Source organism: Burkholderiales bacterium (genome assembly GCA_015075645.1).
Lineage (GTDB): Bacteria > Pseudomonadota > Gammaproteobacteria > Burkholderiales > Casimicrobiaceae > VBCG01.
Genome location: JABTUF010000006.1, coordinates 405,685 through 432,273 on the forward strand (window position 1 = coordinate 405,685; position 26,589 = coordinate 432,273).

Sequence of the window (26,589 nt, forward strand, 5' to 3'; positions counted from 1 at the left end):
GCGCCGTCGTCCGCGCGTGCGACAATCCGCCCTCGTCCCGCAAGCCGACCCCGCCTTGAATGCCCCGTCGCTGGTGGTCGCCCTCGTGCTCGGCGTCGTCGAGGGCCTGACCGAGTTCCTGCCGGTGTCCTCGACCGGCCACCTGATCGTCGCGGGGTCGCTCCTCGACTACACCGGCGAGCGCGCCAAGGTGTTCGAGATCGCGATCCAGTCGGGCGCGATGCTCGCCGTCGTCTGGGAATACCGCAGGCGCTTCCGGGGCGCCATCACGGGCATCGCGACCGACCGCGCCGCGCAGCGCTTCGCCCTCCATCTCGCGATCGCGTTCGTTCCCGCGGCCGCGCTCGGGCTGGCGATGGGCCACGCCATCAAGGCGGCGCTGTTCGCGCCGGTGCCGGTCGCCATCGCGTTCATCGCCGGCGCGTTCGTGATCCTGTGGGCCGAGCGTCGCGTGAAGGCGAATCCGGCGAGCGTGCGCGTCGCCGAGGTCGACCAGATGACCGCGGCCGATGCGCTCAAGGTCGGCATCGCGCAGGCCTTCGCGCTGATTCCGGGCACGTCGCGCTCGGGCGCGACGATCATCGGCGGCATGCTGTTCGGGCTCTCGCGCAAGGCGGCGACCGAGTTTTCGTTCTTCCTCGCGGTCCCGACGCTCCTCGCCGCCGGCGCGTACTCGCTGTGGAAGAGCCGCGACCTCCTCTCCGCCGCCGACGTTCCGGCGTTCTCGGTCGGATTCGTCGCTTCGTTCGTCTCGGCGTTCGCCTGCATCCGCTGGTTCCTGCGCTACGTCAGCCGGAACGACTTCGTGCCCTTCGCGTGGTACCGCATCGCGTTCGGCGTCCTGATCCTCGCGACCGCGTGGAGCGGCACCGTGCGCTGGTCGTGAGTTCCGTCCCCGACGACGCCGCTCGCCGTGTCGCATCCCGTGCGGGCGCGGACCCGTGGATCGGCCCCGCGTGCGCGATGCTCGGCACGCTCGGATTCTCGTTCAAGGCGATCCTGATCAAGCTCGCGTACGCGGCGGCGCCGGTCGACGCGATCACGCTGCTCGCGCTGCGCATGCTCTATTCGGCGCCGCTGTTCGTCGTCATGGCGTGGTGGGCCGGCCGGAACGCCGGGCCGATCGAGCGGCGCGACCTCCTCGCGCTCCTCGGGCTCGGCTTCCTCGGCTACTACCTCGCGAGCCTGCTCGACTTCATCGGGCTGCGCTACATCACGGCCTCGCTCGAACGGCTGATCCTCTACCTGTATCCGACGATGGTGGTGATCCTGTCGGCGCTCTTCCTGCGCAAGCCGGTCACGCGGCGCGCGGCCGGCGCGCTCGCGCTGTCCTACGCGGGCATCGCGCTCGTGTTCCGCCACGACGCCACCGTAGGCGACGCGACCGGCACATTGGTGGGCGGAGGGCTCGTCTTCGCGGGCGCGCTCGCCTACGCCGTCTACCTCGTGACCGCGGGCGGCGTGATCGGCCGCATCGGCTCGATGCGGTTCACCGCGCTCGCGATGCTCGCCTCGACGGCGTTCGTGCTCGCGCACTTCGCCATCGCGCAGCCGCTCTCCGCGCTCGACGTGGCGCCGCGCATCCACCTGCTCTCGCTCGCGATGGCGGTGTTCTCGACCGTCGTTCCCACCTGGCTCGTCGCCGAGGCGATCCGCCGGCTCGGCGCGAACGGCACGTCGCTCGTCGGCTCGCTGGGGCCGGTGTTCACGATCGCGTTGGGCGCGATGCTCCTCGACGAACCCATCGAAGCGATCCAGATCGCCGGCGCCGCGCTCGTGCTGGCCGGCGTCGCGCTCGTCAGCGCGAAACCGCCCGGTCAGGTCGAGCCGCGCTGAATCCCGCGCGGCGCCGCGATGGCGGCGCCCGAAGCGTAGAATGTCGGCGAGTCCCGTTTCGCCGCATCGTCAGGAGTCGACCATGTCCCCCGATACCATCGACCGCGCGTCCCCGGCGCTCGCGGATGCTTCGCTGTTCCGGCAGCAATGCTACGTCGACGGCCGCTGGCACGACGCGAAGAGCGGCAGGACCTTCGACGTCGTCGATCCGGCGACCGGCCGCAGGATCGGCACCGTGCCGGACTGCGGCGCCGCCGAGACGCGCAGCGCGATCGGCGCGGCGACGCGGGCTTTTCCCGGCTGGGCGGCGAAGACAGCGAAGGAGCGCAGCAACATCCTGCGCCGCTGGTTCGACCTCATCACCGCGAACGCCGGCGACCTCGCGCTCCTCCTGACCACCGAGCAGGGCAAGCCCCTCGCCGAGTCGAAGGGCGAGGTGGGAATCGCCGCGGCCTACGTCGAGTGGTTCTCCGAGGAGGCGCGCCGCGTCTACGGCGAGGTGATCCCGACCGCGTGGCCGGACCGGCGCCTCGTCGTGATCAAGCAGCCGGTCGGCGTGTGCGCGGCGATCACGCCGTGGAACTTCCCCTGCTCGATGGTCGCGCGCAAGGTCGCGCCGGCCCTCGCGGCGGGCTGCACCGTCGTGATCAAGCCAGCGGAGGCGACGCCGTACTCCGCGTTCGCGCTCGCGGAACTCGCGCACCGCGCGGGCTTCCCGCCCGGCGTGCTGAACGTGGTCACCGGCGACGCGCCGGCGATCGGCGGCGAGCTGTGCGCGAACCCCGACGTGCGCAAGCTCTCGTTCACCGGATCGACCGAGGTCGGCCGCCTCCTGATGGCGCAGGTCGCGCCGACGATCAAGAAGCTCTCGCTCGAACTCGGCGGCAATGCGCCGTTCATCGTCTTCGACGACGCCGACCTCGACGCCGCGGCCGACGGCGCGATCGTCTCGAAGTACCGCAACGCCGGCCAGACCTGCGTGTGCGCGAACCGGTTCTTCGTCCACGAGAAGGTCTACGACGCGTTCGCGGCGAAGCTCGCCGAGCGCGTCCGCAGGATCGAGGTCGGTCCGGGCACGAAGGCCGGCGTCGCGCAGGGCCCGCTCATCAACGCCGAGGCGATCGCGAAGGTCGAGGACCACGTCGCCGACGCGACCGCGCAGGGCGCGAGCGTGCTCACCGGCGGGCGCCGTCACGCGCTCGGCGGGACGTTCTTCGAGCCGACGGTCCTCGCCGGGGTGACGCCGGCGATGAAGATCTTCCGCGAGGAGACCTTCGGCCCGGTCGCGCCGCTGATCTCCTTCTCGCGCGACGACGAGGTGGTCGAACTCGCGAACCGCACCGAGTTCGGACTCGCCTGCTACTTCTTCGCACGCGACGTCGGGCGCGCCTGGCGCGTCGCCGAGGCGCTCGACTACGGCATGGTGGGCGTCAACACCGGCCTCATCACGACCGAGGTTGCCCCGTTCGGCGGCGTCAAGCAGTCGGGCCTCGGGCGCGAAGGCTCGAAGCACGGCATCGAGGAGTACGTCGAGATCAAGTACATCGCCTTCGGCGGGCTCGGGCAGTAGCCGGGGGTCAGCCCCCTCGCGTCGCCGCTACCATCCGGTCGGCAGCTTCCGCTCGATGGTGATCGTGCGGTCCTCGATCGAGAGGTAGCCGCCGGCGGTCAGGTCCTTGAACAGCTTGCCGATCATGTCGCGCGACGCGCCGACGCGCTCGGCGATCGCCTGCTGCGTCAGCTTCTCGGGCACGACGTGGCGCCCGTCGTCGGTCGGAACGGCGAGCGCGTTCAGCAGGCGCACGAGGCGGCCGTAGACGTCGGTGAGCGCGAGGCTCTTCACGTCCTCGGTCGTCTGCCGCACGCGCATGATCAGCTTCTCGATCAGGTGCAGCGCGAAGTCGGGGTTCTTCAGGATGAACTCGCGGAACTGCTCGCGGTGCACGACGGCGCACACGGTCGGCTCGATGGTCACGACCGATGCCGAGCGCACGCCGCCGTCGAGCGTCATCTCGCCCACGTACTCGCCCGCGCCGTGGAACGCGATCGCGAACTCGCGCCCCTGCGCGTTGCTCGCGTAGACCTTCACCCGCCCGGACAGCACGATGTAGAGCGCGTCGCCCGAGTCGCCCTCGTGGATGAGGACGGTGTTCTTCGGGAACGTGCGCACGACGCCGGTCTCGGCGATCGCGCGCAGCGTCGCCTCCTCGAGGGGCGCGAACGGATCCTGCGGAATCGGCGGCGCGGGCACGTGGGACGGCGTCGTGGGCGGCGTGGCGACGCCGGATGCTAGCACGCGTCAGAAGTCAGTTGACAGTTGGCAGTTGACAGTGGCGCCGGAGTCTCCGGTGGCGGCGCATCGAGCGGCTTTCGCTGTCCTGGTGGGTCGGGCTTCAGCCCGACGGGGTTCGCCGCATCGAAGCGAAAGGCGTCCGACTGAAGTCGGACCCACAATCGTCCGGCTTCAAGCCGGACCCACGAGCGATCCGCGGCTTTCGCCTTCCTGGTGGGTCGGGCTTCAGCCCGACGGGGTTCGTGCGCATGGGCAGCATCGCGTCGGCCTGAAGGCCGACCCACAACGGTGGCGCGCTTGTCGGCCTGAAGGCCGACCCACCACTCTCCCCCGTAGGTCGGGCTTCAGCCCGACGGGGTTCGCCGCGTCGAAGCGAAAGGCATCCGACCGAAGTCGCACCTGTGGCGAGCCCTCCGCAGCCGGAATCCCGTGGTCCTGCGGTCAATCGATCTTGCGCCGGTCCTCGATGACCTTGCCGTCGTTCGCGAGCGCGCCGGGCGGGTGGAACGCCACTTCGCCGCGCAGCTTGGTGACGTCGCGGATCGACGCGACGATGGCTTCCGCGTGCGACGACGCGTGGTCGGCGACCTCGACGTGCAGTGTCATGCGGTCCTGCGCGTCGGGGTTGTCGACGACGAGACGGGCACGCAGGATCTCGGAGTGGCGCCGCGCGATCGCGTCGACCTGCGCCGGATGCACGAACATGCCCTTGACCTTCGTGGTCTGGTCCGCGCGTCCCATCCAGCCGCGGATGCGGAGATTGGTGCGGCCGCAGGGCGAGCGGCCGGGCAGCACCGCGGAGAGATCGCCGGTCCCGAAGCGCACCATCGGATAGTCGGCGTTCACGAGTTCGGTGACGACGACTTCGCCGACCTCGCCGTCGGGCACCGGGTCGCCGGTACCGGGACGCACGATCTCGACCAGCACGCCCTCGTCGACGATGAGGCCCTCGCGCGCGGGCGACTCGTAGGCGATGCTGCCCAGATCGGCCGTCGCGTAGCACTGGTAGGCCGCGATCCCGCGCGCGGCGAACAGCTCGCGCAACGCCGCCGGGAACGCCTCGCCCGACACGAGCGCCTTCTTCAGGCTCCGCAGCGCGACGCCGGCTTCGTCGGCCTTCTCGAGCAGGATGCGCAGGAACGACGGCGTGCCGCCGTAGCCGTCGGGCGCGAGATCGGCCATCGCCTGCACCTGCAACTCGGTGTTGCCGGTGCCGGCGGGAAACACGGTGCAGCCGAGCGCGTGCGCGCCGGTCTCGAACATCGAGCCGGCCGGCGTCAGGTGGTAGGCGAAGGTGTTGTGCAGGAGGTCCCCGGCGCGAAAGCCTGCTGCGTGGAACGCGCGCGCGAGCCGCCAGTAGTCGGGCGCGCCGCCTTCCGGCTCGTAGATCGGGCCGGGCGATGCGAACACCCGCTTCACGCCCGCGCGTCCGCCGCCCCACCCGGTCGCGGCGAACCCGCCGAACGGGCGCGCGGCCTTCTGCAACTCGACCAGCTCCGACTTGCGCGTGACCGGCACCTTCGCGAGCGCCGCACGCGTCGTGAGCGCCGCAGGGTCCACGTCGGCCAGTCGCCGTGCGAATGCAGGTGCGTGCGCCTTCGCGTGCGCGACCTGCTTCGGCAGCCGCTCCAGGATCGCGCGTTCGCGCGCCTCCGGGTCGCGCGTCTCGAGCGCGTCGTAGTGGTCCGTCATCGCGATCCGGTCGCCTCCGTGCGTCATGCCAGCCAACGCTTGCGCCGCCGGTAGTGCTTGACGTCGCGGAAGCTCTTGCGGCCCGCCGTCGACAAGCCGAGGTAGAACTCCTTCACGTCCTCGTTGCTCGCGAGCCCCTTCGCGTCGCCGTCCATCACGACGCGCCCGTTCTCGAGGATGTAGCCGTAGTTCGCGTAGCGCAGCGCCACCATCGTGTTCTGCTCGGCGAGCAGGAACGAGACGCGCTCCTTGGCGTTGAGATCGCGCACGATCTCGAAGATCTCCTCGACGATCTGCGGCGCGAGGCCCATCGACGGCTCGTCCAGCAGGACCGTCTTCGGGCGCGCCATCAGCGCGCGGCCGATCGCGGTCATCTGCTGTTCGCCGCCCGACGTGTATCCGGACTGGCTCGAGCGCCGCTCCTTCAGCCGCGGGAAGTAGTGGTAGACGCGCTCCAGTGCTTCAGCGAGCTCGCCGCGCCCGCCCTTGCGCGTGAACGCGCCGGTCAGGAGGTTCTCCTCGACCGTCAGGTGCTGGAAGCAGTGGCGACCCTCCATCACCTGGCACACGCCCATCTTCACCAGCTGGTTCACGGTGAGCCGGTCGACGCGCTTGCCCTGGTACTCGATCGATCCCTTGGTGACTTCGCCGCGCTCCGCACGCAGGAGGTTCGAGATCGCCTTCAGCGTGGTGCTCTTGCCCGCGCCGTTCGCCCCGAGCAGCGCGACCACCGAGCCTTCGGGCACCTCGAGCGACACGCCCTTCAGCACGAGGATCACGTGGTCGTAGATCACCTCGATGTTGTTGACCGAGAGGTAGGGCGCGGACGCGCGTTCTGCGGCGGTGGTCGTGGACATGGGCTGTGGCAGCCTGGTTCGGTCCGGCGGCGGCCGGGGCGAAGGCGGGCCCGAAGGCCTCCCTCGCCGCGGCCCTCTCCCGCGCGCAGGCGGGAGAGGACCCGGTCAGTCGCGCAGCGCGATCAATTCACCTTCGAGCAGTCGCGCGGCGTGATCTTCTTCTCGGCGGCGTACTTCGCCGCGCTCTCGTCGACCATCTTGCGCACGAGCGCCTTGTCGCCCGACATGAACGGCGTCAGCGGCTTGAAGCCGTTGCCGTCCCACTGCTGGAACCGGACCATGCCCGAGCCCTCGTGGTCGGCGCAGGAGGTCTTGATCGGCGGGAACAGGCCGCTGGCGCCCAGTTCCTTGAGGCGCGCCTCGGAAAGGTTCAGGTTCTCGAGGCCCCAGCGCACCTGCTCGCCGGTCATCACCTTCCCCTTGCCGAACTTCTCCTGTGCCTTGCGGATCGCCTCGACGATGATGATCCCGTAGCTCACGCCGCGCGTGTGGTAGATCGAGCCGATGCGCGCCTTGTCCTCGAGGTTGCCCTTGCCCGCGCCGTAGACCTTCTTCTGGATGTCCTGCATCACCGGGAAGTTCGTGCCCGGCGCCGAGAACGCGGCCGTGATGTAGCCCTTGGCGGCGTCGCCCGCGGGAATCACGTCCTCTTCGGAGCCGGCCCACCAGACGCCGATGACCTTGTCGCGCGGGAAGCCGACCTTGGCGGCCGACTTGAGCGCAGTCGGATTCATCACGCCCCAGCCCCACAGGATCACGTAGTCGGGCTGCGCCTGCCGGATCTGCAGCCACTGCGACTGCTGCGTGTTGCCCGGGTGCGCGACCGCGATCTTCATGAGCTCGAAGCCGTGCTTCGCCGCGAGCGCCTCGAACACCGGGATCGGCTCCTTGCCGAACGCGGAGTCGTGGTACAGGTGGACGATCTTCTTGCCCTTGAGCTTGTCGAGCCCGCCCGCCTTCTGGCCGAGGTAGGCGATCATCGCCGCCGCCTGGTCCCAGTAGGTCGTGCCGACCGGGAACACCCACTCGAACACCTTCCCGTCCGCGGCGTTGGCGCTGCCGTAGCCGAAGGTGGTCATCGGAATCTTGTCGTGGGCGACGCGGTCGAGGAGGCCGTAGGCGATGCCGGTCGACAGCGGCTCGACGGTCGAGGCGCCGCCGTGGCGCTTCTTCAGGCGCTCGTAGCACTCGACGCCGCGCGCGGCGTTGTACTCGGTCTCGCACTCCTCCCACACGAGCTTCACCCCGTTGATGCCCCCTGTCATGTTGACCAGGTTGAAATAGTCGATCGTGCCGCCGAAGTACCCGGAGCCGCCCGCCGCATAGGGGCCCACGCGGTAGGACAGGATCGGGATGAACTGCTCGGTCTGCGCGAGGGCGCCCGACGCGGCGCCCAGGAGCGCGACGCCGAGCAGAGCGGACTTCATGTTCAGCTTCATGGTTCTCCTCCTTGCGTGCCTTCGCGAAATCGCGGCGGCGTGGGGTAGTGCGACGGCATGGAACACGCGACAGCGCGGTGCGCCGTCAATGGGGGAACGGCCACAACCGCAGTTTCTCCTTGGCGATCTGCCAGAGCCGGGCCAGTCCGTGCGGCTCGACGATCAGGAAGAAGATGATGAGCCCGCCGAACACCATCAGCTCGAGGTTCGAGGTGAGACTCTTGGACACGTCGAGGTGGACGGTGGTTTCGAGAAAGCCCACGAACACGTTCAGGAAGATCGGCAGCAGCGCGATGAACGCGCTCCCGAGGAACGACCCGAGGATCGTGCCGACGCCGCCGATGATGATCATGAACAGGATGCGGAACGACAGGTCGAGGTTGTAGGCCTCCGGCTCGACCGTTCCGAGGTACGCGTAGGCGAACAGCGCGCCGGCGACGCCGCAGTAGAACGAGCTGATCGCGAAGGCGAGGAGCTTGGTCGGCATGAGCCGGATGCCGATGACCTCGGCCGCCACGTCCATGTCGCGCACCGCCATCCACGAGCGCCCGACGTTGCTCCGCGCGAGGTTCTTCGCCGCGAGCGCCATGACCGACACGATCGAGAGCACGAGCAGGTACTTCGACTGCGGCGACTCGAACGCGTACCCGAGGATCTCGATCTGCTGCGCGGTGATGACGCCCGACGAGCTGTAGTTCGAGAACCAGCCGACTTTCGACAGGCACCAGACGATGAAGAACTGCGCCGCGAGCGTCGCCACCGCGAGGTAGAAGCCGCGGATGCGCAGGCTCGGCAGGCCGAACAGGACGCCGACCAACGCGGCGATCAGGCCGCCGCCGGCGAACGCGACCAGGATCGGCATCCCCGGCACGCGCAGCATGAAGTTGTAGGAGGCGAACGCACCGATCGCCATGAACGCCGCCGTCCCGAGCGAGAGCTGTCCGCAGTAGCCGGTCAGGATGTTGAGCCCGATCGCGGCGAGCGCGAGGATCAGGAACGGGATCAGGATCGCCGAGAACAGGTACGGCGTCGCCACGAACGGGACGACCGCGAACGCGACGATGAGGATCACGGCGATGCCGATGCGGTCCTGCCGCAGCGGGAAGATCGCCGAGTCCTCGATGTAGTTGGCCTTGAACTGGCCGGCTTCGCGGTAGAGCATTCGGATCTGCCGTCAGATTCGCCGGATGATCTTCTCGCCGAACAGCCCCTCGGGCCGCACCAGCAGGAACAGGAGGGCGAGCACGTACGGGAACCACCCTTCGATGCCCCCGCCCACGTACGGGCCGAGATAGACCTCGGCGAGCTTCTCGGACGCGCCGATGATGAGCCCGCCGACGATGGCCCCGACGATCGACTCGAATCCGCCGAGCATCAGCACCGGCAGCGCCTTCAGCGCGACGAAGGTCAGCGCGAACTGCACGCCGTTGCGCGCGCCCCACAGCAGTCCCGCGACCAGCGCGACGAAACCGGCGACGCCCCAGACGATGCCCCAGATCTGCTGCAACGGAATGCCGACGGCGAGCGCCGCCTGGTGGTCGTCGGCGACCGCGCGCAGCGCCCGGCCGATGCGCGTGCGGTTGAAGAACACCGCGAGCGCGGCCACGAGGACCGCGGCGATGCCGGCGGCCGCGAGATCGAACTTCGAGATGCTCATGCCGTACCGCTCCATCAGCCAGTCGATCGGCACGTCCTCGAGGCCGATGTCCAGCCCTCGGACGGCCGCGCCCCAGGACATCTGGGCGAGACCCTCGATGAAGAAGGTGAGGCCGATCGTCGCCATGAACAGCGTGATCTGCGGCTGGTTCACGAGCGGGCGCAGCACCACGCGCTCGGTCGCGAGCCCGAGCACGATCATCACGGCCAGCGTGACCGGGAACGCGAGCCACGGCGACAGCCCGAGTTCCATCACGCCGACGAAGGTGAGGGCGGCGAAGAACACCATCGCGCCCTGCGCGAAGTTGAACACGCCCGACGCCTTGTAGATCAGCACGAAGCCCAGCGCGACGAGCGAGTACATCACGCCCGAGAGCAGGCCGCCGATCAGGACTTCGAAGAAGAAGGTCATGGGGTCAGAGCCGTAATATTTCGGAGTTGCCGTGTGCGTTCGAGAATTCGTGTCGAGAAATATTACGGCTCTGACCCCATCAGTGGGCGACGCCCAGGTACGCGTCGATCACCGCTTTGCTCGCGCGCACTTCCTCGGGCGGGCCGTCGCCGATCTTGCGGCCGTAGTCCAGCACGACGACCCGGTCGGAGATGTCCATCACGACGCCCATGTCGTGCTCGATCAGCACGATCGTCGTGCCGTACTGCTCGTTGACGTCGAGCACGAAGCGGCACATGTCCTGCTTCTCCTCGACGTTCATGCCGGCCATCGGCTCGTCGAGGAGCAGGAGTTGCGGCTCCGCCGCGAGCGCGCGCGCGAGTTCGACGCGCTTCTGCAATCCGTACGGCAGTCGGCCGACCGGCGTCTTGCGGATGTGCTGGATCTCGAGGAAGTCGATGATCTCCTCGACGCGCGCGCGATGGGTGAGTTCCTCGCGCCGCGCCCGGCCGACCCAGATCGCCTGCTCGACGAACCCGGTCTTGATCTGCAGGTTGCGGCCGGTCATGATGTTGTCGAGCACCGTCATGCCCTTGAACAGCGCGATGTTCTGGAACGTGCGCGCGATGCCCTGCGACGCGGCGTCGTGCGGCTTCATGTCGCGCCGCTCGCGGCCCCGAAAGGTGATCGTGCCCTGCTGCGGGTGGTAGACGCCGTTGATGACGTTCAGCATCGAGCTCTTGCCCGCGCCGTTCGGGCCGATGATCGCGCGGACCTCGTGCTCGCGGACGTCGAAGCTGATGTCGGTCAGCGCCTTCACCCCGCCGAAGGCGAGCGAGATGCGGTCGAGCTTCAGGATGACGTCGCCGATGACCCGCTCGGCCATGATCAGGCGGCCCGGCGCGCCGCGCCCGGCGCGAAGGTCTTCGCGTCGACGATCGCGAGGTCGGCGGCGACCTTGCCGGTGCGCCCGTCCTCGAACTTGACCTGCGTCTCGATGTGCTGGATCTCGCGCCCGCCGTAGAGCGCGTCGATCAGCACCTTGTACTTGTCGGCGACGAAGCCGCGGCGCACCTTGCGCGTGCGCGTGAGCTCGTCGTCGTCGGGGTCGAGTTCCTTGTGCAGCACGAGGAAGCGGCGGATCTGCGAGTCCGAGAGTCCCGGCTCGCCCGCCAGTTCCGCGTTGACGTCCTCGACCACCTGGCGCACGAGTTCGATCACCTCGGATTTGCCGGCGAGGTCCGCGTAGCCCGAGTAGGCGAGCCCGCGGCGCTCGGCCCAGTTGCCGACCGAGCCCAGGTCGATGTTGACGAACGCGCAGACCTGGTCGCGGCCGTGGCCGAACGCGACCGCCTCCTTCACGTGCGGCGAGAACTTGAGCTTGTTCTCGATGTAATTGGGCGCGAACATCGCGCCGTTCGCGAGCTTGCCGACGTCCTTCGCGCGGTCGATGATGCGAAGCTGCCCGTCGGAGTCGAAGAGCCCGGCGTCGCCGGTGCGGAAGTAGCCGTCGGGGTCGATCGATTCCGCCGTCGCGTCGGGCCGGTGGTAGTACTCGGTCAGGAGCATCGGTCCTCGCACCAGGACCTCGCCGTCGGGCGCGACCTTGATCTCGACGTTGGGCGCCGGCGTGCCGACGGTGTCGAGCCGCACCGCGTCGTCGGGCTGCAGGCAGACGTAGGCGCAGGTCTCGGTCGAGCCGTAGAGCTGTTTCATGTTGATGCCGATCGAGCGGTAGAACCGGAAGAGGTCCGGCCCGATCGCCGCGCCCGCCGTGTACGCGACGCGGATGCGGCTCATGCCGAGCACGTTGCGGAGCGGCCCGTACACGAGGACGTTGCCGACCGCGTAGGCGAGGCGGTCGGCGAAGGCGACCGGCTTGCCGTCGAGGAGCTCCATCCCGCAGCGTCGGGCGACGCCGATCGCCCAGTGGAACATCGCGCGCTTGAGCGCGCCGGCGTCCTCCATCCGGATCATCACCTGCGTGCGCAGGTTCTCGAAGATCGCGGGCGGCGCGAAATAGTAGGTCGGCCCGATCTCGCGCAGGTCGATGCGCACGGTGTCGCCGGACTCCGGGCAGTTGATCGTGAACCCGGCGACGAGCCACTGCGCGAAGCTGAACAGGTGGTCGCCGACCCAGGCCATCGGCAGGTACGAGAGCACGCTGTCGTCGGGACCGAGTTTGTCGAAGCCGACGCCGCCTTCGGCCGCCGTGAGGAACGCGGCGTGACTCTGCCGCACGCCCTTGGGCTTGCCGGTCGTGCCGGAGGTGTAGAGCATGATCGAGACGTCGGTGGTCCCGCCCTTCGCCACCTCGCCGTCGAAGAACCCGGGATGCGCGCGGTCGTACTCGCGGCCCGCGGCGACGAGCGCGTCGTACCCGGTGACGCCCTCGAACCCGGCGCCGACGTAGTTGCGCAGGCCGCGCGGGTCGTCGTAGACCATGTGTTCGAGCGTCGGCACCTGCGGCCGCGCCTCGAGCAGCTTGTCGAGCTGCTCCTGGTCCTCGACGATCGCGTAGCGGATGCCCGCGTCGTTCAGGACAAAGATGAATTCGTTCGCCGGCGCGTCCTGGTACATCGGAACCGGCACGCCGCCCAGGCACTGCGCGGCGAGCATCGACCAGTAGAGCCGGGGCCGGTTGTCGCCGACGATCGCGAGGTGGTCGCCGCGCGAAAATCCGATCGACGCGAGACCGCAGGCGAGCGCGCGCACTTCGGCGGCGACTTCCGCCCAGCTCCAGGTCTGCCAGATGCCGAGGTCCTTCTCGCGCGTCGCCGGATGGCGCGGACGGACGGCGGCCTGGTGCAGCAGCCGGCGCGGAAACGTGTCGAGGGCCTGCTCCATCGTTCTCCTCCTCGCGCGGGCCGGGAGGGCCCTTCGCCCGGGCGCCGCCCTCGTCCCGGACGGTCATCCCACCGCTCGCGTCGCTCAGGTTCTCGGCGTCGAACCTGCCATGTTAGGTCCTGCGATCCGTGCAGGCAACGCAGGCCCCCGGCCCGGGCGTCGCCCGCGAGGGCGGCCCGACCCAGTAGAATCACCGACGGCGGCCCGCGAACGTTAAGCCGCGCACCGCGTCCCGCGCTGTCGCCGGGCCGACATTTGGCACCTCCCGGCGCCCGCCACCCATGCCCCACGCCCTCCTCCGCCTGCGCGCCATGCTCGAATCGAGCGCCTGGGCCCGCGCGCTCTCGCGCGAGGACTTCGACCGGGTCGCCGCCGAGACGGCCGTGCGCACCTGCCCCGCGGGCGGACTCGTCTGCCACAAGGGCGAGCGCGTCGAGCACTGGATCGGCATCGTCGACGGCCTCGTGAAGATGGCGAACGTGTCGGCCGAGGGCAAGTCGACGAGCTACACCGGGATCGGCACCGGCGGCTGGTTCGGCGAGGGCTCGCTCCTCAAGGACGAACGCAGGCGCTACGACATCGTGGCGCTGCGCGAGTCGATCGTGGCCTACATGCCGCGCGCGACCTTCCTGCGCCTGCTCGACAGCAACCTCGCGTTCAACCGGTTCCTGATCGTGCAATTGAACGAGCGGCTCGGACAGTTCATCGCGCTCGTCGAGCACGGCCGGCTGCACGGACCGGAGTCCCGGCTCGCGCGCTCGCTCGCGGGACTCTTCAATCCGGTGCTCTATCCGGGGGTCGGCACGTCGCTGCCGGTGTCGCAGGAGGAACTCGGCCAGCTCGTCGGACTGTCGCGCCAGCGCGTGAACCAGGCGTTGCAACGGCTCGCCGCCGACGGCCTGCTGCGGGTCGACTACGGCAGCGTGACCGTGCTCGACCTCGACGGCCTGCGGCGCTACGGCGAGTAGCCGCGGCGTCCGCGGCCGGCTCGCTCGCTACAATCGCGCATCCCTTCACGGAAACATCCATGGTGTCCACGGTCGAAACGATGGTCCACGCGCTCGCCTCCGCGCATCGCAGCGGCCGGGTCGCGAACGCGTCCGAGCTCGATGCGCTCGACGTCTCGATCGGGGAGGCCTATGCGGTGCAGGCGGGCACGGCGATCGCCCTCGCCGAGGCGGTCGGCGGCTGGAAGACCGGCTTCGGCCCCGACGGCGAGCCGGTGGCCGCGCCGATGTTCGCGAGCACGGTCGCGATGCGCGGTGCGAGCGTCGCGCTGCCGCCCGACCGGGGCGTGATCCTCGAGATCGAGATCGCGTTTCGCCTCGGGCGCGACCTGCCGTCGCGGCCGGACCGGCCCTACACGCGCGGCGAGGTCGAGGACGCGGTCGACGTCGTGCTCGCGGGCGCCGAGATCCTCGCACCGCGCGGCGGCATGCCGACGACCGGAACGCCGTATCCGCGCTTCGTCGCGGACCTGCAGGGCAACGCCGGCTACGTGTGCGGCGGCGAGACGCGCAGTTTCCGCTCGCTCGACCTCGCTGAGCGTCGCGTGCAGCTCTGGGTCGACGACGCGCTCGTGCACGACGCGGTCGGCGGACACCCGCAGGGCGATCCCTGGGCGCCGCTCACCGCCTGGGCGGGGGCGCAGCGCGACCGCCTGGGCGGATTGAAACGCGGGCAGGTGGTCACCACCGGCAGCCTCAACAAGCCGCTCGTCGTCGAAGCGCCCTGCCGCGTGCGTGCCGTGGTCGAAGGCGTCGGCGAGGTCGCGTTCGCGTTCGTCGCACCGGCGCGCTGACCGCTCGCGCGGCGACCGCGTCGCGCGAGGCGTTCGCGCCGCGTGCCCGGACGGACCTGCCGTCAGCGCGCGACTTCCGACGTAGCGAAGGTCGAGATCGCCTGACCGAGCATCGCCGCCGTCCGGTCGACGTTGCGAAGCTTCTCCAGCCCGAAGAGTCCGATCCGGAACGTGCGGAAATCGGCGGGCTCGTCGCATTGCAGCGGCACGCCGGCCGCGGCTTGCAGGCCGGCCGCGATGAAGCGCTTGCCGGACTGGATGTCGGGGTCGTCGGTGTAGCTCACCACCACACCCGGCGCCTCGAAACCCTCGGCCGCCACGCTCGGGAAGCCGGCGCGCGCGAGGAGCGAGCGGACCTTCCGCCCGAGTTCCCACTGCGCCTCGCGCAACTGCTCGAAGCCGGCGGCCTCGGTCTCCTTCATCGTGTCGCGGAGCCGCAGCAGCGAATCGGTGGGCATCGTCGCATGGTACGCGTGGCCGCCCTTGTCGTAGGCGTCCGCCATCGCGAGCCACTTCTTCAGGTCGAGCGAGAAGCTCGTGCTGGTCGTCCGCTCGACCGCCTCGCGTGCGCGTGCCGAGAGCATCACCATCCCGGCCCCGGGCGAACTCGTCCACCCCTTCTGCGGCGCGCTCAGGAGCACGTCGACACCGCAGGCCTCGCAGTCGACCCAGATCGCGCCCGACGCGACGCAGTCGAGCACGAAGAGTCCGCCTGCAGCGTGCGTCGCCTGCGCGACCGCGCGCAGGTAGTCGTCGGGCAGCAGGATCCCCGACGCGGTCTCGACGTGCGCCGCGAACACGATGTCGGGCCGGCCGCTTTCGATCGCTGCGATCGCTTCGTCGATCGGCGGCGGCGCGAACGGCGCCTGGCGTCCGGTGCGCACCTGACGCGCCTTGAGCACGGTCGTGCGCGCGGGAATGGCGCCGGCCTCGAAGATCTGGGTCCAGCGGTAGCTGAACCAGCCGTTGCGGATGACGAGCGCGTGGCGGCCGGTCGCGAGCTGGCGCGCGACCGATTCCATCGCGTAGGTCCCGCCGCCGGGAACGAGCACGGCCGTCGGCGCACGGTACGCGCGCTTCAGGATCCCCGCGATGTCGCGCATCGCGCCCTGGAAGCGCTGCGACATGTGGTTGAGCGAGCGGTCGGTGAAGACGACCGAGAATTCGAGCAGGCCGTCCGGATCGACGGCGGGGAGGAGGCCGGGCACGTGAGCTCCCGTGGCGGGTCAGCGGGAGGATGAGCCTAGCACGCCCGGCCATCGGAGGCAGAACCGTAATACTCGCGCATCGAAGATTCGAATACGCTCGGGGAAAACAGGGGTCAGGCTCGATTTCCCCCGGACGGGAATGCCGAATGCAGCGCGCGAGTGTGAAAAGTCGAGTCTGACCCTACTTTCCCGCCGGATAGTCGTAGAAACCCTTGCCGCTCTTGCGGCCGAGCCACCCCGCCGCGACCATCTCCTTCAGGAGCGGCGCGGGCCGGTACTTCGGGTCGTTGAAGTCGGCGTAGAAAACGTTCATCACCGCGAGCAGCACGTCGAGCCCGATCATGTCGGCGAGCGCGAGCGGCCCGATCGGGTGGTTGCAGCCGAGCTTCATCCCCTCGTCGATCGCCTGCGCGCTCGCGAGGCCCTCCTGCAGCGCGAACACCGCCTCGTTCAGCATCGGGCACAGGATCCGGTTGACGACGAAGCCGGGGCTGTTCTTCACCACGATCGGCGTCTTGCCGAGCCGCTTCGCGAGTTCGCCCGCGACCGCGACTGTCGCATCCGAGGTCTGCAGGCCGCGGATCAGTTCGACCAGCGCCATCATCGGCACCGGATTGAAGAAGTGCATGCCGATGAAGCGCTCGCCGCGCTTCGTGACCGCCGCGAGGGTCGTGATCGAGATCGACGAGGTGTTCGACGCGATCACCGCGCCGGGCTTCGCGATCGCGTCGACCTTGCGCAGGATCTCGATCTTGATCGCCGGATTCTCGGTCGCCGCCTCGATGACGAGATCCGCCGCGCCGAGATCCTCGTAGCGCGTCGTCGCACGCACGCGCGCGAGCGCGGCGTCGCGCTCGGCGGCGGCGAGCTTCTCCTTCTTGACCAGCCGGTCGAGGCTGCCGGCGATCGCCGAGCGTCCGCGCTCGAGCGCGGCGTCGGACACGTCGATCATCACCGCGCCGATCCCGGCGACCGCGCAGGCCTGCGCGATGCCGTTGCCCATCGTGCCGGCGCCGATCACGCCGACCGTCTTCAGTTCGCCCATGCCGCGCTCCGTCGTCCGATGCCCGAAAGACGCCGATTATGCAGGAGCGCGCGACCGTCGCTCGGCGTGAGCCTCAGGCATGCTCGCGTCCGGCGAGGCGAAGTCCGACGTCCGCGGCAGCGGCTGCCGGCACCGCTTTCGCGCCGGCGGCGAGGCGCGGCGGATTCGCGGCGATGCCCGCGATGAGCGTGTCGACGAGCGCGGGCGCGAGCGCGCCCAGGTCGCGGACGCCCGGCTCGAGCGTCCACTCGTGCATGAGCCCGGTGACGTAGGCGTACATCGCGAAGGTCGCGAGCGCGGTGTCGGTGTCGGGCGGCAGTTCGCCCGCGGCGACCGCGCGGCGGAACACCGTCTCGACGCACGCGCGTGCGTGCGCGCAATCGCGGTCGTGGCGGTCGGCCACCCCGGCGAGTTCGCCGGCGAGTTCGCTCTTGTGGAACATGATCTCGAACACCGCGTGCGTGCGGGGGTCGCAGGAGAGGTGCGCGAGCGCATCGACGCAGAGCGCTCGCAGCGCGGCGAGCGGCGAGCCCTCCTGCCGCGCGTTCGCCTGCTCGACCAGCGCGTCCATCGGGCTCGTCGCCCGTTCGCACATGGCGACGAACAAATCGGCCTTGTCTCGGAAGTGCCAGTAGACCGCACCGCGCGTCACGCCGGCCTCGGCGGCGACCTCCGAAAGCGAGGTGCGGGTCACCCCCCGGTCGCGGAACACGCGCTCGGCGGCGTCGAGCAGGCGCTCGCGCGTGGCGGCGGCAGCCTCACGGGTTCGTCGGACCATCGGCGTCGGGCAGGTCGATCAAATCGGGTGGAAATACCGGTTGCAAACGTTCATGAATGTATGTAATTTGACCGGCCCGGTCAAGTTGCGCCGCAGCAGCCCCTTTCCCGAGACCTCCATGTCCCCTGCCCCGATCCGCCCGTCGCACCGCCTGCCGTCGCTCGCCGCCATGGCCGTCCTCGCCGCCGCGCTCACCGGCTGCGGCCAGGGCGGACAGCCGGGCGGACACATGGGATTTCCCCCCGCGCAGGTGGCGACCGTGACGCTCGCCCCGCGCACGCTGCCGGTGTCGTGGGAGTACGTCGGACAGACGACCGGCTCGAAGGACGTCGAGGTCCGGGCCCGGGTCACCGGGATCCTCGAGAAGAAATTGTTCCAGGAAGGCGGACAGGTGAAGGCCGGGCAGCCGCTCTTCACCATCGACCCCAAGCCGCTCGAGGCGCAGGCCGCGGCCGCGCGGGCCGACGTCGCTCGCGCGGAGGCGCAGCTCGCGCAGGCCGAGCGCGAAGCCGCGCGCCTCGTGCCGCTCGCCGAGCGCCGCGCGGTCGGCCGGAAGGAAGCCGATGATGCCCTTTCCGCCGTCGATCTCGCGCGCGCGACGCTCGCGGCGGCGAAGGCGCGCTACGCCGAAGTCGAGCTGAACCTCGGCTACACGCGCGTCGTCGCGCCGGTGACCGGCCTCACGTCGCGCGCGATGAAGTCGGAGGGAAGCCTCGTCAACGCGAACGAGACGCTGCTCACCGTGATCTCGCAGGTCGATCCGATCTGGGTGCCGTTCAACATCTCGGAGAACGAGCAGCTCGCGATCAACCGTTCGGTCGCCGCGGGACTGCTCGAGCTGCCGAAGGACAACGGCTTCGAGGTCACGATCCGGCTCGCCGACGGCACGGTCTTCCCGCGCAGCGGGAAGATCAACTTCGCCGACACGCGCGTGAATCCGGCGACCGGCAGCTACGAGATGCGCGCCGAGGTCGCCAACCGCGACCGCGCGCTGAAGCCGGGACAGTTCGTGCGCGTCACGCTCAAGGGCGCGATGCGCCGGAACGCGATCGCGGTGCCGCAGGTCGCGGTGCTCGACGGGCCGCAGGGCAAGTTCGTCTACGTGCCGGGCAAGGACAAGGACGGCAAGGACGTCGCGTTGCCGCGGCCGGTCGTGCTCGGGCCGTGGGTCGAGGCCGACGGCGTCAACCTGTGGGTCGTCGAGTCGGGACTGAAGGCGGGCGAGACGGTCATCGTCGACGGTGTCGCGCGGATCATGGCGCCGGGTTCGCCGATCATGCTCGGGCCGCCGCCGGGCGCACCCGGTGCCGCGCCGGGAGGTCCAGGCGCGCCGCCCGCGAAGGGCGACGCGAAGTCCGCGCCGGCCAAGTCGTAACGCGAGCGCGCCGCCATGCTCTCGCGCTTCTTCATCGACCGCCCGGTGTTCGCGGCGGTCATCTCGATCTTCCTCATCCTCGCGGGCCTTGCCGCGATGCGGGTGCTTCCGATCGCCCAGTATCCGGAGATCGCCCCGCCGGTGGTCACGGTCCAGGCGATCTACCCGGGCGCGTCCGCCGAGGTCGTCGAACAGACCGTCGCCGCGCCGCTCGAGAACGCCATCAACGGCGTGCCCGGCATGATCTACATGAACTCGAACTCGTCGTCGAACGGGCTCGTGCAGATCCAGGTCACCTTCGACATCGGCACCAGCGTCGACGAGGCGACGATCAACGTCAGCAACCGGGTCAAGCAGGTCGAGGCGCGGCTGCCGCTCGAGGTGCGCCGCCAGGGCGTGACGGTCGAGCGCGGTTCCTCGTCGTTCCTGCAGGTCCTCGCGTTCTACTCGCCCGACGGCAGCCACGACGACCTGTTCATCTCGAACTACGTGACGCTCAACGTGCTGGACGAGCTGAAGCGGCTCCCCGGCACGACCAACGTGCAGATCTTCGGCGCGAAGGACTACGCGATGCGGATCTGGCTCAGGCCCGACCGCCTCGCGCAACTGAAGCTCACGCCCGGCGACGTGGTCGCCGCGATCAACGAGCAGAACGCGCAGTTCGCGGCCGGCAAGATCGGCGCGGCGCCGATCGGCCCGAAGCAGGACCTGGTCTACACGATCACGACCAAGGGCCGGCTCGCCGACGAGAAGGAGTTCGGCGAGATCATCGTGCGCGCCGGCGCGGACGGTTCGACCGTCCGGCTCGCCGACGTCGCGCGCGTCGAGCTCGGCAGCAAGGACTACGACTTCATCGGCCGCATCAACGGCAAGCCGGCGACGCTCGTCGGGGTCTTCCTCGCCCCGGGCGCGAACGCGCTCGAGGTCGCGAAGAGCGTCACCACGCGCGTGGAAGAACTCGCGCAGCGCTTCCCCGAGGGCGTCGCCTGGGCGGCGCCCTACGACACCACGCGCTTCGTCGAGGTGTCGATCCGCGAGGTCGTCAAGACGCTCGCCGAGGCGATGCTGCTCGTGTTCCTCGTCGTCTACCTGTTCCTGCAGAGCTGGCGCGCCGCGGTGATCCCGTTCCTCGCGGTGCCGGTCTCGCTGATCGGCACCTTCGCGGGCCTGCAGGTCCTCGGCTACTCGATCAACACGCTGACGCTGTTCGGCATGGTGCTCGCGATCGGCATCGTCGTCGACGACGCGATCGTGGTGCTGGAGAACGTCGAGCGGATCATGCGCGAGGACCAGGTGCCGCCGCGCGAGGCCGCGATCAAGGCGATGCGCGAGGTCACCGGGCCGATCATCGCGATCGTGCTGACGCTCACCGCGGTGTTCGTGCCGATCGCGTTCCTCGGCGGGCTGACCGGCGAGCTCTACCGGCAGTTCGCGGTGACGATCGCGATCTCGGTCGTGATCTCGGGCCTGATGGCGCTGACGCTCTCGCCCGCGCTGTGCGTGCTGATGCTCTCGCACTCGCACCGGCCGCCGGGACGCTTCTTCCGGGCGTTCAACCGCTTCTTCGCGAAGGTCACGCACGGGTACGTCGACGGCGTCGTCTTCCTGATCCGCCGCGGCGTGCTGGGCGCGATCCTGTTCCTCGGCATGGTCGCGATCACCGCCCAGCTGTGGCGGATGACGCCGGGGAGCCTCGTGCCCGACGAGGACCAGGGCTTCTACATCAGCGCGGTGATCCTGCCCGACGGAGCCTCGCTCGAGCGCACCGACAAGGTCGTCGCGCAGGTCACCGAGGCGATCCGCGCGAACCCGGCCAACAAGGACATCGTGGCGTTCACCGGCTTCGACTTCATCGGCGGCGGCTTCCGCAACAACGCCGCGACGATCTTCGTCACCCAGGTCCCCTGGGACGAGCGGCAGGTGAACACGCAGCAGCTCGTGGGCGAGCTGTTCGGGCGCACGATGGGCATCAAGGACGCGCTCGTGCTCGCGTTCGGGCCGCCGGCGATCTTCGGACTGGGCACCGCGGGCGGCTTCGAGTTCTACATCCAGAACCGCGGCGACGGCGGCGCGAAGCGGCTGCAGGAGGTGACCTACGCGTTCCTCGGCCGCGCGAACGCCGACCCGATGCTGGGCGGCGCGCAGACGCTGTGGCGCGCCACCGTGCCGCAGGTGCGCGTCGACGTCGACCGCGAGAAGGCGAAGAAGCTCGGCGTCTCGCTGGACGATCTGTTCAGCGCGCTCGCCGGGACGCTCGGGTCCTACTACGTGAACGACTTCAACAAGTACGGCCGGACCTGGCAGGTCCTGATGTCGGCCGAGCCTTCGTTCCGCAAGCGACCCGACGACATCGGCGGCGTGTACGTGCGCGCGCGCGACGGCTCGATGGTCCCGATCAGCTCGCTCGCCGACGTGAAGTTCACCTCGGGGCCGGACTCGCTCGACCGCTTCAACAACCTGCCGGCGGTGAAGATCATCGGCCAGGGCGCCCCCGGCGTGTCCTCGGGCCAGGCGATCGCCCGCGTCGAGGCGATCGCGCGCGAGGTCCTGCCGCCCGACTTCAGCTTCGACTGGGGCGGCACGAGCTTCCAGGAGAAGCGCTCGTCCGGAGCGTCGACTTTCGCACTCGCGCTCGCGGTGATCATGGTGTTCCTGATCCTCGCCGCGCAGTACGAGCGCTGGTCGCTGCCGCTCTCCGTGCTGTTCGCGCTGCCGTTCGGCACCTTCGGCGCGCTGGCGGCGGTGTGGCTGCGGGGGCTCACCAACGACGTCTACTTCCAGATCGGCCTGGTGACGCTGCTCGGACTCGCCGCGAAGAACGCGATCCTGATCGTCGAGTACGCGGTGCTGAAGCACGAGGAAGGGTTGTCCGCGTCCGCCGCCGCGATCGAGGCGGCGCGGCTGCGCTTCCGCCCGATCCTGATGACTTCGCTCGCGTTCATCCTCGGGGTGCTGCCGCTCGCGATCTCGGTGGGCGCGGGCGCCGGCGCGCGCCATTCGGTCGGCACCGGCGTCATGGGCGGGATGCTCGCGGCGACCTTCCTCGCGATCTTCTTCGTGCCGCTGTTCTTCAAGGTCATCTTCGAGCGGCGGCTGACCGAGCATCGCTCGCACGACGATCTCATCGCGGAGATCGACCATGCGCGCGCGATGCACGCGCGGCCTCCGGCGCAGACGCCGGGCCACCCGCCGATCTCCGAACCGCGAGGCGACCATGCGTAAGCCCCTGTCGCGAACCCTCATCGCGATCGCCCTGGGCGCGGCGATCGGCGGCTGCGCCGTGACGCAGCCGAAGCCGCCGGCGTCCGACCTGCCGGCGTCGACACCGCCCACGGCCGCCGAACTCGCGCTCCTCGAGCACTGGTGGACCGCGTTCGGCGACCCGCGGTTGACCGCGCTCGTCGAAGAGGCGATGGCGAACAACCTCGACGTCGCCTCGGCGTTCGCGCGCGTCGAACTCGCCCGGGCGCAGGTGCTGCTCGCGTCGTCGTACCTGTATCCGTACGGCAACCTCGCGGTCGGCGCATCGCGATCGCGCATCAGCGGCGTCGGCTCGCAGCCGATGCCCGCGGGGACGCCGCTCATCTCCAACGACTTCTCGGTGAGTCTCGAACTCGGCTACGAGCTCGACCTGTGGGGCAAGTACCGCAGCGGCACGCTCGCCGCGCGGAACGAACTCGCGGCGTCGCGCTACTTCCGCGAGTCGGTGCGCGCCGCGGTCGCGGCCGACACCGCGACCACCTACTTCCGGCTGCGGGCCGCCGATGCCCAGTTGAAGCTGCAGCAGGAAACGCTCGTCACCCGCGAGGGCACGGTGCGGCTGCAGAAGGACCGTTTCGACGCCGGCATCATCGGCGAATACGATCTCAAGCAGGCCGAGGCCGAGCGCTCCAACGTCATCGCCAACATCGCGCGCGCGAAGCAGGGCATCGGGCTCCTCGAAGGCGCGCTCGCCTCGCTCACCGGCCGTTCGCCGCGCGAGGTCTTCACGCCGGACATCGCGCGCGCCGCGCCGGACGCCGCGATCCTCAAGGTGCCGGAGCTGCCGCAGGGACTCCCGTCGGGATTGATGGAGCGCCGGCCGGACATCCGCCGCGCGGAAGCACTGCTCGCCGCGTCCGACCTCCGCATCCAGCAGGCGAAGGCCGCCTACTACCCGTCGATCTCGCTCACCGCCGCGTACGGCTCGGAATCGGCCGCGCTGGCCGACCTGTTCACCTCGCCCGCGTCGATCTGGCGCTTCGGCGCGGCGCTGCTGCAGCCGCTCTTCGGCCTGAAGGCCATCGAGGCGAACGTCCAGGCGTCGGAGGCCCGCCGTGCCGAAGCGGTCGTGCTCTACGGCCAGACGGTGCAGGCGGCGTTCCGCGACGTTCACGACGCGCTCGTCGTCCACAAGACCGCGCGCGAGATCCTCGCGGCCGAATCGATGCGCCGCGACCAGCTCGCCGCGGCGCTCGACGTCGCGAAGCTGCGCTACGACGCCGGCAGGACGTCGTTCCTCGAAGTGCTCGACGCGCAGCGCACGCTGCTCCTCGCGGACACCGAGCGCATCGTCGCCGCGCGCGACACGCAGATCGCCATCGTGGCCTTCGCGAAGGCGCTGGGCGGCGGCTGGGAGCCGGTGCCGTTCGACGCCGCGATGCAATGACACTCCGGCGCGGGCGGATGCGTACGGTCACGACGGGCGCGAGCGCCGCCGCGCGGCGTCGCCGGCGAATGACGTAGACTGGCGCCGTCATGCGCTACCTCCGGCTGCTGCTGCTCGCCCTGTCCGTTTCGACCCCGGCTGCCGCATTCGCGCAGGCCGCGGCGCAGCCGGTGATCCCGCAGCAGCTCTCGTGCCGCGGCGAGGAACCGTTCTGGAACCTCGAGGCCGGGCGCACCTCCGGCGTCATGCAGACGCTGGGCGGATCGAAGGCCCGCCAGGTGGTCGAGTACCGCGGCGAAATCCTGCCGCTGTCGTTCCTCGCGCCCGCGGCGATCGTGTGGCGCGGGACCTCGACGCACCTGCCGAGCCAGACCGTCGTCGCGACGCTGCGCGAGGAGTCCTGCGCATCGACGATGAAGGAAGGCCCGCCGCGAGCCTGGCGCGCGATCCTCACCTCGCGTCCCGGCGAGGCCGTGACCGGATGCTGCACGGTGAGAAGCGGCTTCGACGCGATGAAGGCGCCGCTCGCCGTGTTCGCGTCGAAGCCGGAGGGCGACTGGTCGCGCCGCTGGGCGGAGGTCGCCGCGGCGGTGCAGCGGTGCGCGAACGACCCCTCGGGCACCGTGCGCGAAGTCACGTCCGCCGCACCGGCCGCCGGTGGAACGGTCGCGGTTCGCGGAGTCGCCTCCGACGGCAAGGCGTGGACCTGCACCGTCGATGCCGCCGGGAAGTCGCAGCCGCGGTTCGCGCCGGCCACCGCCGAGGCTCCCGCGGGCGCGGGCGGTCCGGTGTTCTATCCATTCCGCGATCCGCCGCCGATCGTCGCCTGCGGCCGACTCGAGCGGATCGCGGGTCCGGGCGCGCGGGCGCGCACCGAGGGGTGGCTGCACTACGAGCGCTGCTGATTCAGTTGTCAGTTGGCAGTTGACAGTAGCGCCGGAGTCTCCCGGGGCGGCGCATTGAGCGCCGTTGCAGTCTCCGTGTGGGTCGGGTCTGATCCACAGAAAGTCGCGGTGACGCTAGGTGAGGTTGGCCTCGAAGAACGCGAGCGTTCGCTTCCACGCGAGGTCGGCCGCGGCGGCGTTGTAGCGGGCCCCCGCCGTGTCGTTGTTGAAACCGTGCTCGGTGCCCTCGTAGAAGAACGCGCGGTGCTCGACCTTCGCCGCCTTCAGCGCGGCGTCGTAGGCGGGCCAGGTCGCATTGACGCGCGGATCGTTGCCGGCGTAGTGGATGAGGAGCTTCGCGCGGATCTTCGCGACATCCGCGGACGCCGGCGCGGTCCCGTAGAACGGCACCGCGGCGACGAGCGTGGGCGACGCGACGGCCAGGTCGTTCGCCATCGCGCCTCCCCAGCAGAATCCGACCACGCCGACCTTGCCGTTCGCGTCGGCGCGCGAGCGCATCCACTCGACGACCGCGACCAGGTCGCGCACCGCGGCCGGGCGGTCGACGCGCGTGAACATTTCGCGCGCGCGGTCAGGGTCGGCGGGCGTGCCGCCCTGCGGATGGAGCATGTCCACCGCCAGCGCCGTGAATCCCGCCACCGCGAGGCGACGCGCGATGTCGCGGAGATGCGGGTTGAGGCCGCGGTTCTCGTGGATCACGATGATGCCGCCGCGGCGCGCCGGCCCCTGCTTCGGCGTCGCCAGGTACGCCGCCATCGTGCCGCCGGGGAGGTCGATCTTCACCGTGCTCGTGGCGATCTGCGGGTCGTCCGGCGCGACGACCGCCGCGACGGCGTAGTTGTTGTCGAGCAACGGCAGCAGCGCCGAGGCGGCCGCCGCTCCGCCTGCGAGCACCGCGAGGCGCTCGAGGAACACCCGGCGCGGCAGCGGGGCGTGCGTGTACTCGTCGTAGAGCGCGATGATTCTCGGATCCATGGGTTCTCCGTCTGGAGGTTCCGGACTCACTTCACCCCGTCGCGCGGCCGGCGGAATCGCAGCCAGCCGAACATGCAGGCGATCACGACGCCGGCGAGCACGTGCTTCAGGTTGTGGCCGCTCACCGTCGCCCCGGTGGCTTGGTAGATCTCGCGGTCGAAGCGCTCGGCCATCATCATCGCGACGGCGGTGACGAACGACGCCCACAGCCACGCGTCGCCGCGCGTGCCTCCCGGCCAGATGAGCAGCAGCACGGCGAGCAGCACCATCGTCCCGATGCGCACGACGCCGTAGAGCAGGAGGTCGCCGCGGCCGAGCGACTCGGTCACGCCCCACCACGCGACGCCGGCGATCCCGAGGACGACGAGCGGCGCGAGCGCGGCGCGCGCGTGGCGGCCGTCGATGCGGTCGGCGAGGAGCAGCGTGAGCAGCGCGGCCATCACGAGCGTCATCGGCAGCCGGTCCCAGACGAGCGTCGGGTTGGTCGGCGCCATGTGGTAGTACGCGGAGCCCAGCGCGGTCAGGATCGTGGCGCCGACGAGGAGCGCGAACGCGGGCCGCTCGTCCGCGGTGAGGTGCGCGCGCCGCCGGATCGACCCGCCCCACAGCCCCGCGGCCAGGATCGCGAGGTTGGTGAGCACGTCGCCCGCGCGCGGAATGCCGAGCCAGGTCCGCGTGTCGGCGAAGTCGTGATACGACGACCACTGCGGCATCGGGCCGAGGAAGAAGCGCAGCACGATCCACAGGCCGACCGCGATGGTGGCGAAGGTCCAGGCGTCGCGCCGCACGCGCGCGTACGACGGACGCCCGGTCGATTCGATCGGGGCGGGATGCGACGCCACG

The 26,589-nt window shown here is 70.1% G+C and carries 22 protein-coding genes; 9 read left to right on the forward strand and 13 right to left on the reverse strand.

What is annotated here, in order from left to right; genetic code table 11:
* Nucleotides 1-55: 55 nt before the first annotated feature.
* From HS109_17470 to HS109_17480, 3 genes are all read left to right on the forward strand, one after another.
* The gene (locus tag HS109_17470) at nt 56-886 is read left to right on the forward strand and encodes an undecaprenyl-diphosphate phosphatase (GenBank protein MBE7524159.1); all 831 of its coding nucleotides are present in this window, start codon (nt 56-58) and stop codon (nt 884-886) included.
* A 77-nt stretch (nt 887-963) separates the two neighbouring features.
* Nucleotides 964-1,836 carry a DMT family transporter gene (locus tag HS109_17475; protein MBE7524160.1) on the forward strand — a complete coding sequence of 291 codons (873 nt, stop codon included), beginning with the start codon at nt 964-966 and terminating at the stop codon, nt 1,834-1,836.
* Nucleotides 1,837-1,876: 40 nt separating this feature from the next.
* Nucleotides 1,877-3,406: an NAD-dependent succinate-semialdehyde dehydrogenase gene (locus HS109_17480; GenBank protein ID MBE7524161.1), complete on the forward strand. Its 1,530-nt coding sequence runs from the start codon at nt 1,877-1,879 to the stop codon at nt 3,404-3,406.
* Between the two features lie 27 nt (nt 3,407-3,433).
* Here HS109_17480 and HS109_17485 read toward each other — a convergent pair whose 3' ends face one another.
* The 8 genes from HS109_17485 to HS109_17520 all read right to left on the reverse strand — a co-directional run bounded on the left by HS109_17485 (nt 3,434) and on the right by HS109_17520 (nt 13,011).
* Complete coding sequence (locus tag HS109_17485) at nt 3,434-4,132, reverse strand: Crp/Fnr family transcriptional regulator (protein ID MBE7524162.1); 699 nt, start codon at nt 4,130-4,132, stop codon at nt 3,434-3,436.
* Nucleotides 4,133-4,570: 438 nt separating this feature from the next.
* Nucleotides 4,571-5,821: an AMP-binding protein gene (locus tag HS109_17490; protein MBE7524163.1), complete on the reverse strand. Its 1,251-nt coding sequence runs from the start codon at nt 5,819-5,821 to the stop codon at nt 4,571-4,573.
* Between the two features lie 23 nt (nt 5,822-5,844).
* Nucleotides 5,845-6,678 carry an ABC transporter ATP-binding protein gene (locus HS109_17495; GenBank protein MBE7524164.1) on the reverse strand — a complete coding sequence of 278 codons (834 nt, stop codon included), beginning with the start codon at nt 6,676-6,678 and terminating at the stop codon, nt 5,845-5,847.
* A 122-nt stretch (nt 6,679-6,800) separates the two neighbouring features.
* Nucleotides 6,801-8,117: an ABC transporter substrate-binding protein gene (locus tag HS109_17500; protein ID MBE7524165.1), complete on the reverse strand. Its 1,317-nt coding sequence runs from the start codon at nt 8,115-8,117 to the stop codon at nt 6,801-6,803.
* A gap of 85 nt (nt 8,118-8,202) precedes the next feature.
* Complete coding sequence (locus HS109_17505) at nt 8,203-9,279, reverse strand: branched-chain amino acid ABC transporter permease (protein MBE7524166.1); 1,077 nt, start codon at nt 9,277-9,279, stop codon at nt 8,203-8,205.
* Nucleotides 9,280-9,291: 12 nt separating this feature from the next.
* Nucleotides 9,292-10,185 (reverse strand): branched-chain amino acid ABC transporter permease, encoded by an 894-nt coding sequence (locus tag HS109_17510; GenBank protein ID MBE7524167.1) that lies wholly within the window; start codon nt 10,183-10,185, stop codon nt 9,292-9,294.
* Nucleotides 10,186-10,264: 79 nt separating this feature from the next.
* The gene (locus tag HS109_17515) at nt 10,265-11,050 is read right to left on the reverse strand and encodes an ABC transporter ATP-binding protein (GenBank protein MBE7524168.1); all 786 of its coding nucleotides are present in this window, start codon (nt 11,048-11,050) and stop codon (nt 10,265-10,267) included.
* Between the two features lie 2 nt (nt 11,051-11,052).
* A complete protein-coding gene (locus tag HS109_17520; GenBank protein ID MBE7524169.1) occupies nt 11,053-13,011 on the reverse strand; it encodes an AMP-binding protein in 1,959 nt (652 codons plus the stop codon).
* Nucleotides 13,012-13,322: 311 nt separating this feature from the next.
* Here HS109_17520 and HS109_17525 point away from each other — a divergent pair, with 311 nt between their 5' ends.
* Together HS109_17525 and HS109_17530 are read left to right on the forward strand one after the other, a co-directional pair.
* Nucleotides 13,323-13,979 (forward strand): Crp/Fnr family transcriptional regulator, encoded by a 657-nt coding sequence (locus tag HS109_17525; GenBank protein ID MBE7524170.1) that lies wholly within the window; start codon nt 13,323-13,325, stop codon nt 13,977-13,979.
* Nucleotides 13,980-14,041: 62 nt separating this feature from the next.
* Nucleotides 14,042-14,812 carry a 2-keto-4-pentenoate hydratase gene (locus tag HS109_17530; protein ID MBE7524171.1) on the forward strand — a complete coding sequence of 257 codons (771 nt, stop codon included), beginning with the start codon at nt 14,042-14,044 and terminating at the stop codon, nt 14,810-14,812.
* 62 nt (nt 14,813-14,874) lie between these two features.
* Here HS109_17530 and HS109_17535 read toward each other — a convergent pair whose 3' ends face one another.
* The 3 genes from HS109_17535 to HS109_17545 form a co-directional block, all read right to left on the reverse strand.
* Entirely contained in the window at nt 14,875-16,020 is a 1,146-nt protein-coding gene (locus tag HS109_17535) for an alanine--glyoxylate aminotransferase family protein (GenBank protein ID MBE7524172.1), read from the reverse strand.
* A 181-nt stretch (nt 16,021-16,201) separates the two neighbouring features.
* Nucleotides 16,202-17,065 carry a 3-hydroxybutyryl-CoA dehydrogenase gene (locus HS109_17540; GenBank protein ID MBE7524173.1) on the reverse strand — a complete coding sequence of 288 codons (864 nt, stop codon included), beginning with the start codon at nt 17,063-17,065 and terminating at the stop codon, nt 16,202-16,204.
* A gap of 73 nt (nt 17,066-17,138) precedes the next feature.
* Nucleotides 17,139-17,843 carry a TetR family transcriptional regulator gene (locus HS109_17545; GenBank protein MBE7524174.1) on the reverse strand — a complete coding sequence of 235 codons (705 nt, stop codon included), beginning with the start codon at nt 17,841-17,843 and terminating at the stop codon, nt 17,139-17,141.
* Between the two features lie 169 nt (nt 17,844-18,012).
* On the opposite strand from HS109_17545, the gene HS109_17550 reads away from it, so the two are divergent.
* The 4 genes from HS109_17550 to HS109_17565 all read left to right on the forward strand — a co-directional run bounded on the left by HS109_17550 (nt 18,013) and on the right by HS109_17565 (nt 24,771).
* Nucleotides 18,013-19,218, forward strand: coding sequence for an efflux RND transporter periplasmic adaptor subunit (locus HS109_17550; GenBank protein ID MBE7524175.1), 1,206 nt, complete (start codon nt 18,013-18,015; stop codon nt 19,216-19,218).
* 15 nt (nt 19,219-19,233) lie between these two features.
* On the forward strand, nt 19,234-22,440 hold the full coding sequence (locus HS109_17555) for a multidrug efflux RND transporter permease subunit (GenBank protein MBE7524176.1): 3,207 nt from the start codon (nt 19,234-19,236) through the stop codon (nt 22,438-22,440).
* Nucleotides 22,433-23,866 carry an efflux transporter outer membrane subunit gene (locus HS109_17560; protein ID MBE7524177.1) on the forward strand — a complete coding sequence of 478 codons (1,434 nt, stop codon included), beginning with the start codon at nt 22,433-22,435 and terminating at the stop codon, nt 23,864-23,866. Before HS109_17555 ends, HS109_17560 begins: the two co-directional genes overlap by 8 nt.
* Before the next feature lie 89 nt (nt 23,867-23,955).
* Nucleotides 23,956-24,771, forward strand: a complete 816-nt coding sequence (locus HS109_17565) for a hypothetical protein (protein ID MBE7524178.1) — start codon at nt 23,956-23,958, stop codon at nt 24,769-24,771.
* Nucleotides 24,772-24,885: 114 nt separating this feature from the next.
* Here the strand turns inward: HS109_17565 and HS109_17570 are convergent, their stop codons facing one another.
* Nucleotides 24,886-25,746 (reverse strand): dienelactone hydrolase family protein, encoded by an 861-nt coding sequence (locus HS109_17570; protein MBE7524179.1) that lies wholly within the window; start codon nt 25,744-25,746, stop codon nt 24,886-24,888.
* 26 nt (nt 25,747-25,772) lie between these two features.
* Nucleotides 25,773-26,588 carry a hypothetical protein gene (locus HS109_17575; protein MBE7524180.1) on the reverse strand — a complete coding sequence of 272 codons (816 nt, stop codon included), beginning with the start codon at nt 26,586-26,588 and terminating at the stop codon, nt 25,773-25,775.
* Between the last annotated feature and the right edge of the window lies 1 nt (nt 26,589).

Excerpts from the sequence above, each read along its gene's own strand:
- HS109_17475 (MBE7524160.1), top strand. The coding sequence starts at position 964 with ATGCTCGGCACGCTCGGATTCTCGTTCAAGGCGATCCTGATCAAGCTC.
- HS109_17480 (MBE7524161.1), top strand. The coding sequence starts at position 1,877 with ATGTCGGCGAGTCCCGTTTCGCCGCATCGTCAGGAGTCGACCATGTCC.
- HS109_17490 (MBE7524163.1), bottom strand. The coding sequence starts at position 5,821 with ATGACGGACCACTACGACGCGCTCGAGACGCGCGACCCGGAGGCGCGC.
- HS109_17495 (MBE7524164.1), bottom strand. The coding sequence starts at position 6,678 with ATGTCCACGACCACCGCCGCAGAACGCGCGTCCGCGCCCTACCTCTCG.
- HS109_17500 (MBE7524165.1), bottom strand. The coding sequence starts at position 8,117 with ATGAAGCTGAACATGAAGTCCGCTCTGCTCGGCGTCGCGCTCCTGGGC.
- HS109_17505 (MBE7524166.1), bottom strand. The coding sequence starts at position 9,279 with ATGCTCTACCGCGAAGCCGGCCAGTTCAAGGCCAACTACATCGAGGAC.
- HS109_17510 (MBE7524167.1), bottom strand. The coding sequence starts at position 10,185 with ATGACCTTCTTCTTCGAAGTCCTGATCGGCGGCCTGCTCTCGGGCGTG.
- HS109_17515 (MBE7524168.1), bottom strand. The coding sequence starts at position 11,050 with ATGGCCGAGCGGGTCATCGGCGACGTCATCCTGAAGCTCGACCGCATC.
- HS109_17520 (MBE7524169.1), bottom strand. The coding sequence starts at position 13,011 with ATGGAGCAGGCCCTCGACACGTTTCCGCGCCGGCTGCTGCACCAGGCC.
- HS109_17525 (MBE7524170.1), top strand. The coding sequence starts at position 13,323 with ATGCTCGAATCGAGCGCCTGGGCCCGCGCGCTCTCGCGCGAGGACTTC.
- HS109_17540 (MBE7524173.1), bottom strand. The coding sequence starts at position 17,065 with ATGGGCGAACTGAAGACGGTCGGCGTGATCGGCGCCGGCACGATGGGC.
- HS109_17545 (MBE7524174.1), bottom strand. The coding sequence starts at position 17,843 with ATGGTCCGACGAACCCGTGAGGCTGCCGCCGCCACGCGCGAGCGCCTG.
- HS109_17550 (MBE7524175.1), top strand. The coding sequence starts at position 18,013 with ATGGCCGTCCTCGCCGCCGCGCTCACCGGCTGCGGCCAGGGCGGACAG.
- HS109_17555 (MBE7524176.1), top strand. The coding sequence starts at position 19,234 with ATGCTCTCGCGCTTCTTCATCGACCGCCCGGTGTTCGCGGCGGTCATC.
- HS109_17560 (MBE7524177.1), top strand. The coding sequence starts at position 22,433 with ATGCGTAAGCCCCTGTCGCGAACCCTCATCGCGATCGCCCTGGGCGCG.
- HS109_17565 (MBE7524178.1), top strand. The coding sequence starts at position 23,956 with ATGCGCTACCTCCGGCTGCTGCTGCTCGCCCTGTCCGTTTCGACCCCG.
- HS109_17570 (MBE7524179.1), bottom strand. The coding sequence starts at position 25,746 with ATGGATCCGAGAATCATCGCGCTCTACGACGAGTACACGCACGCCCCG.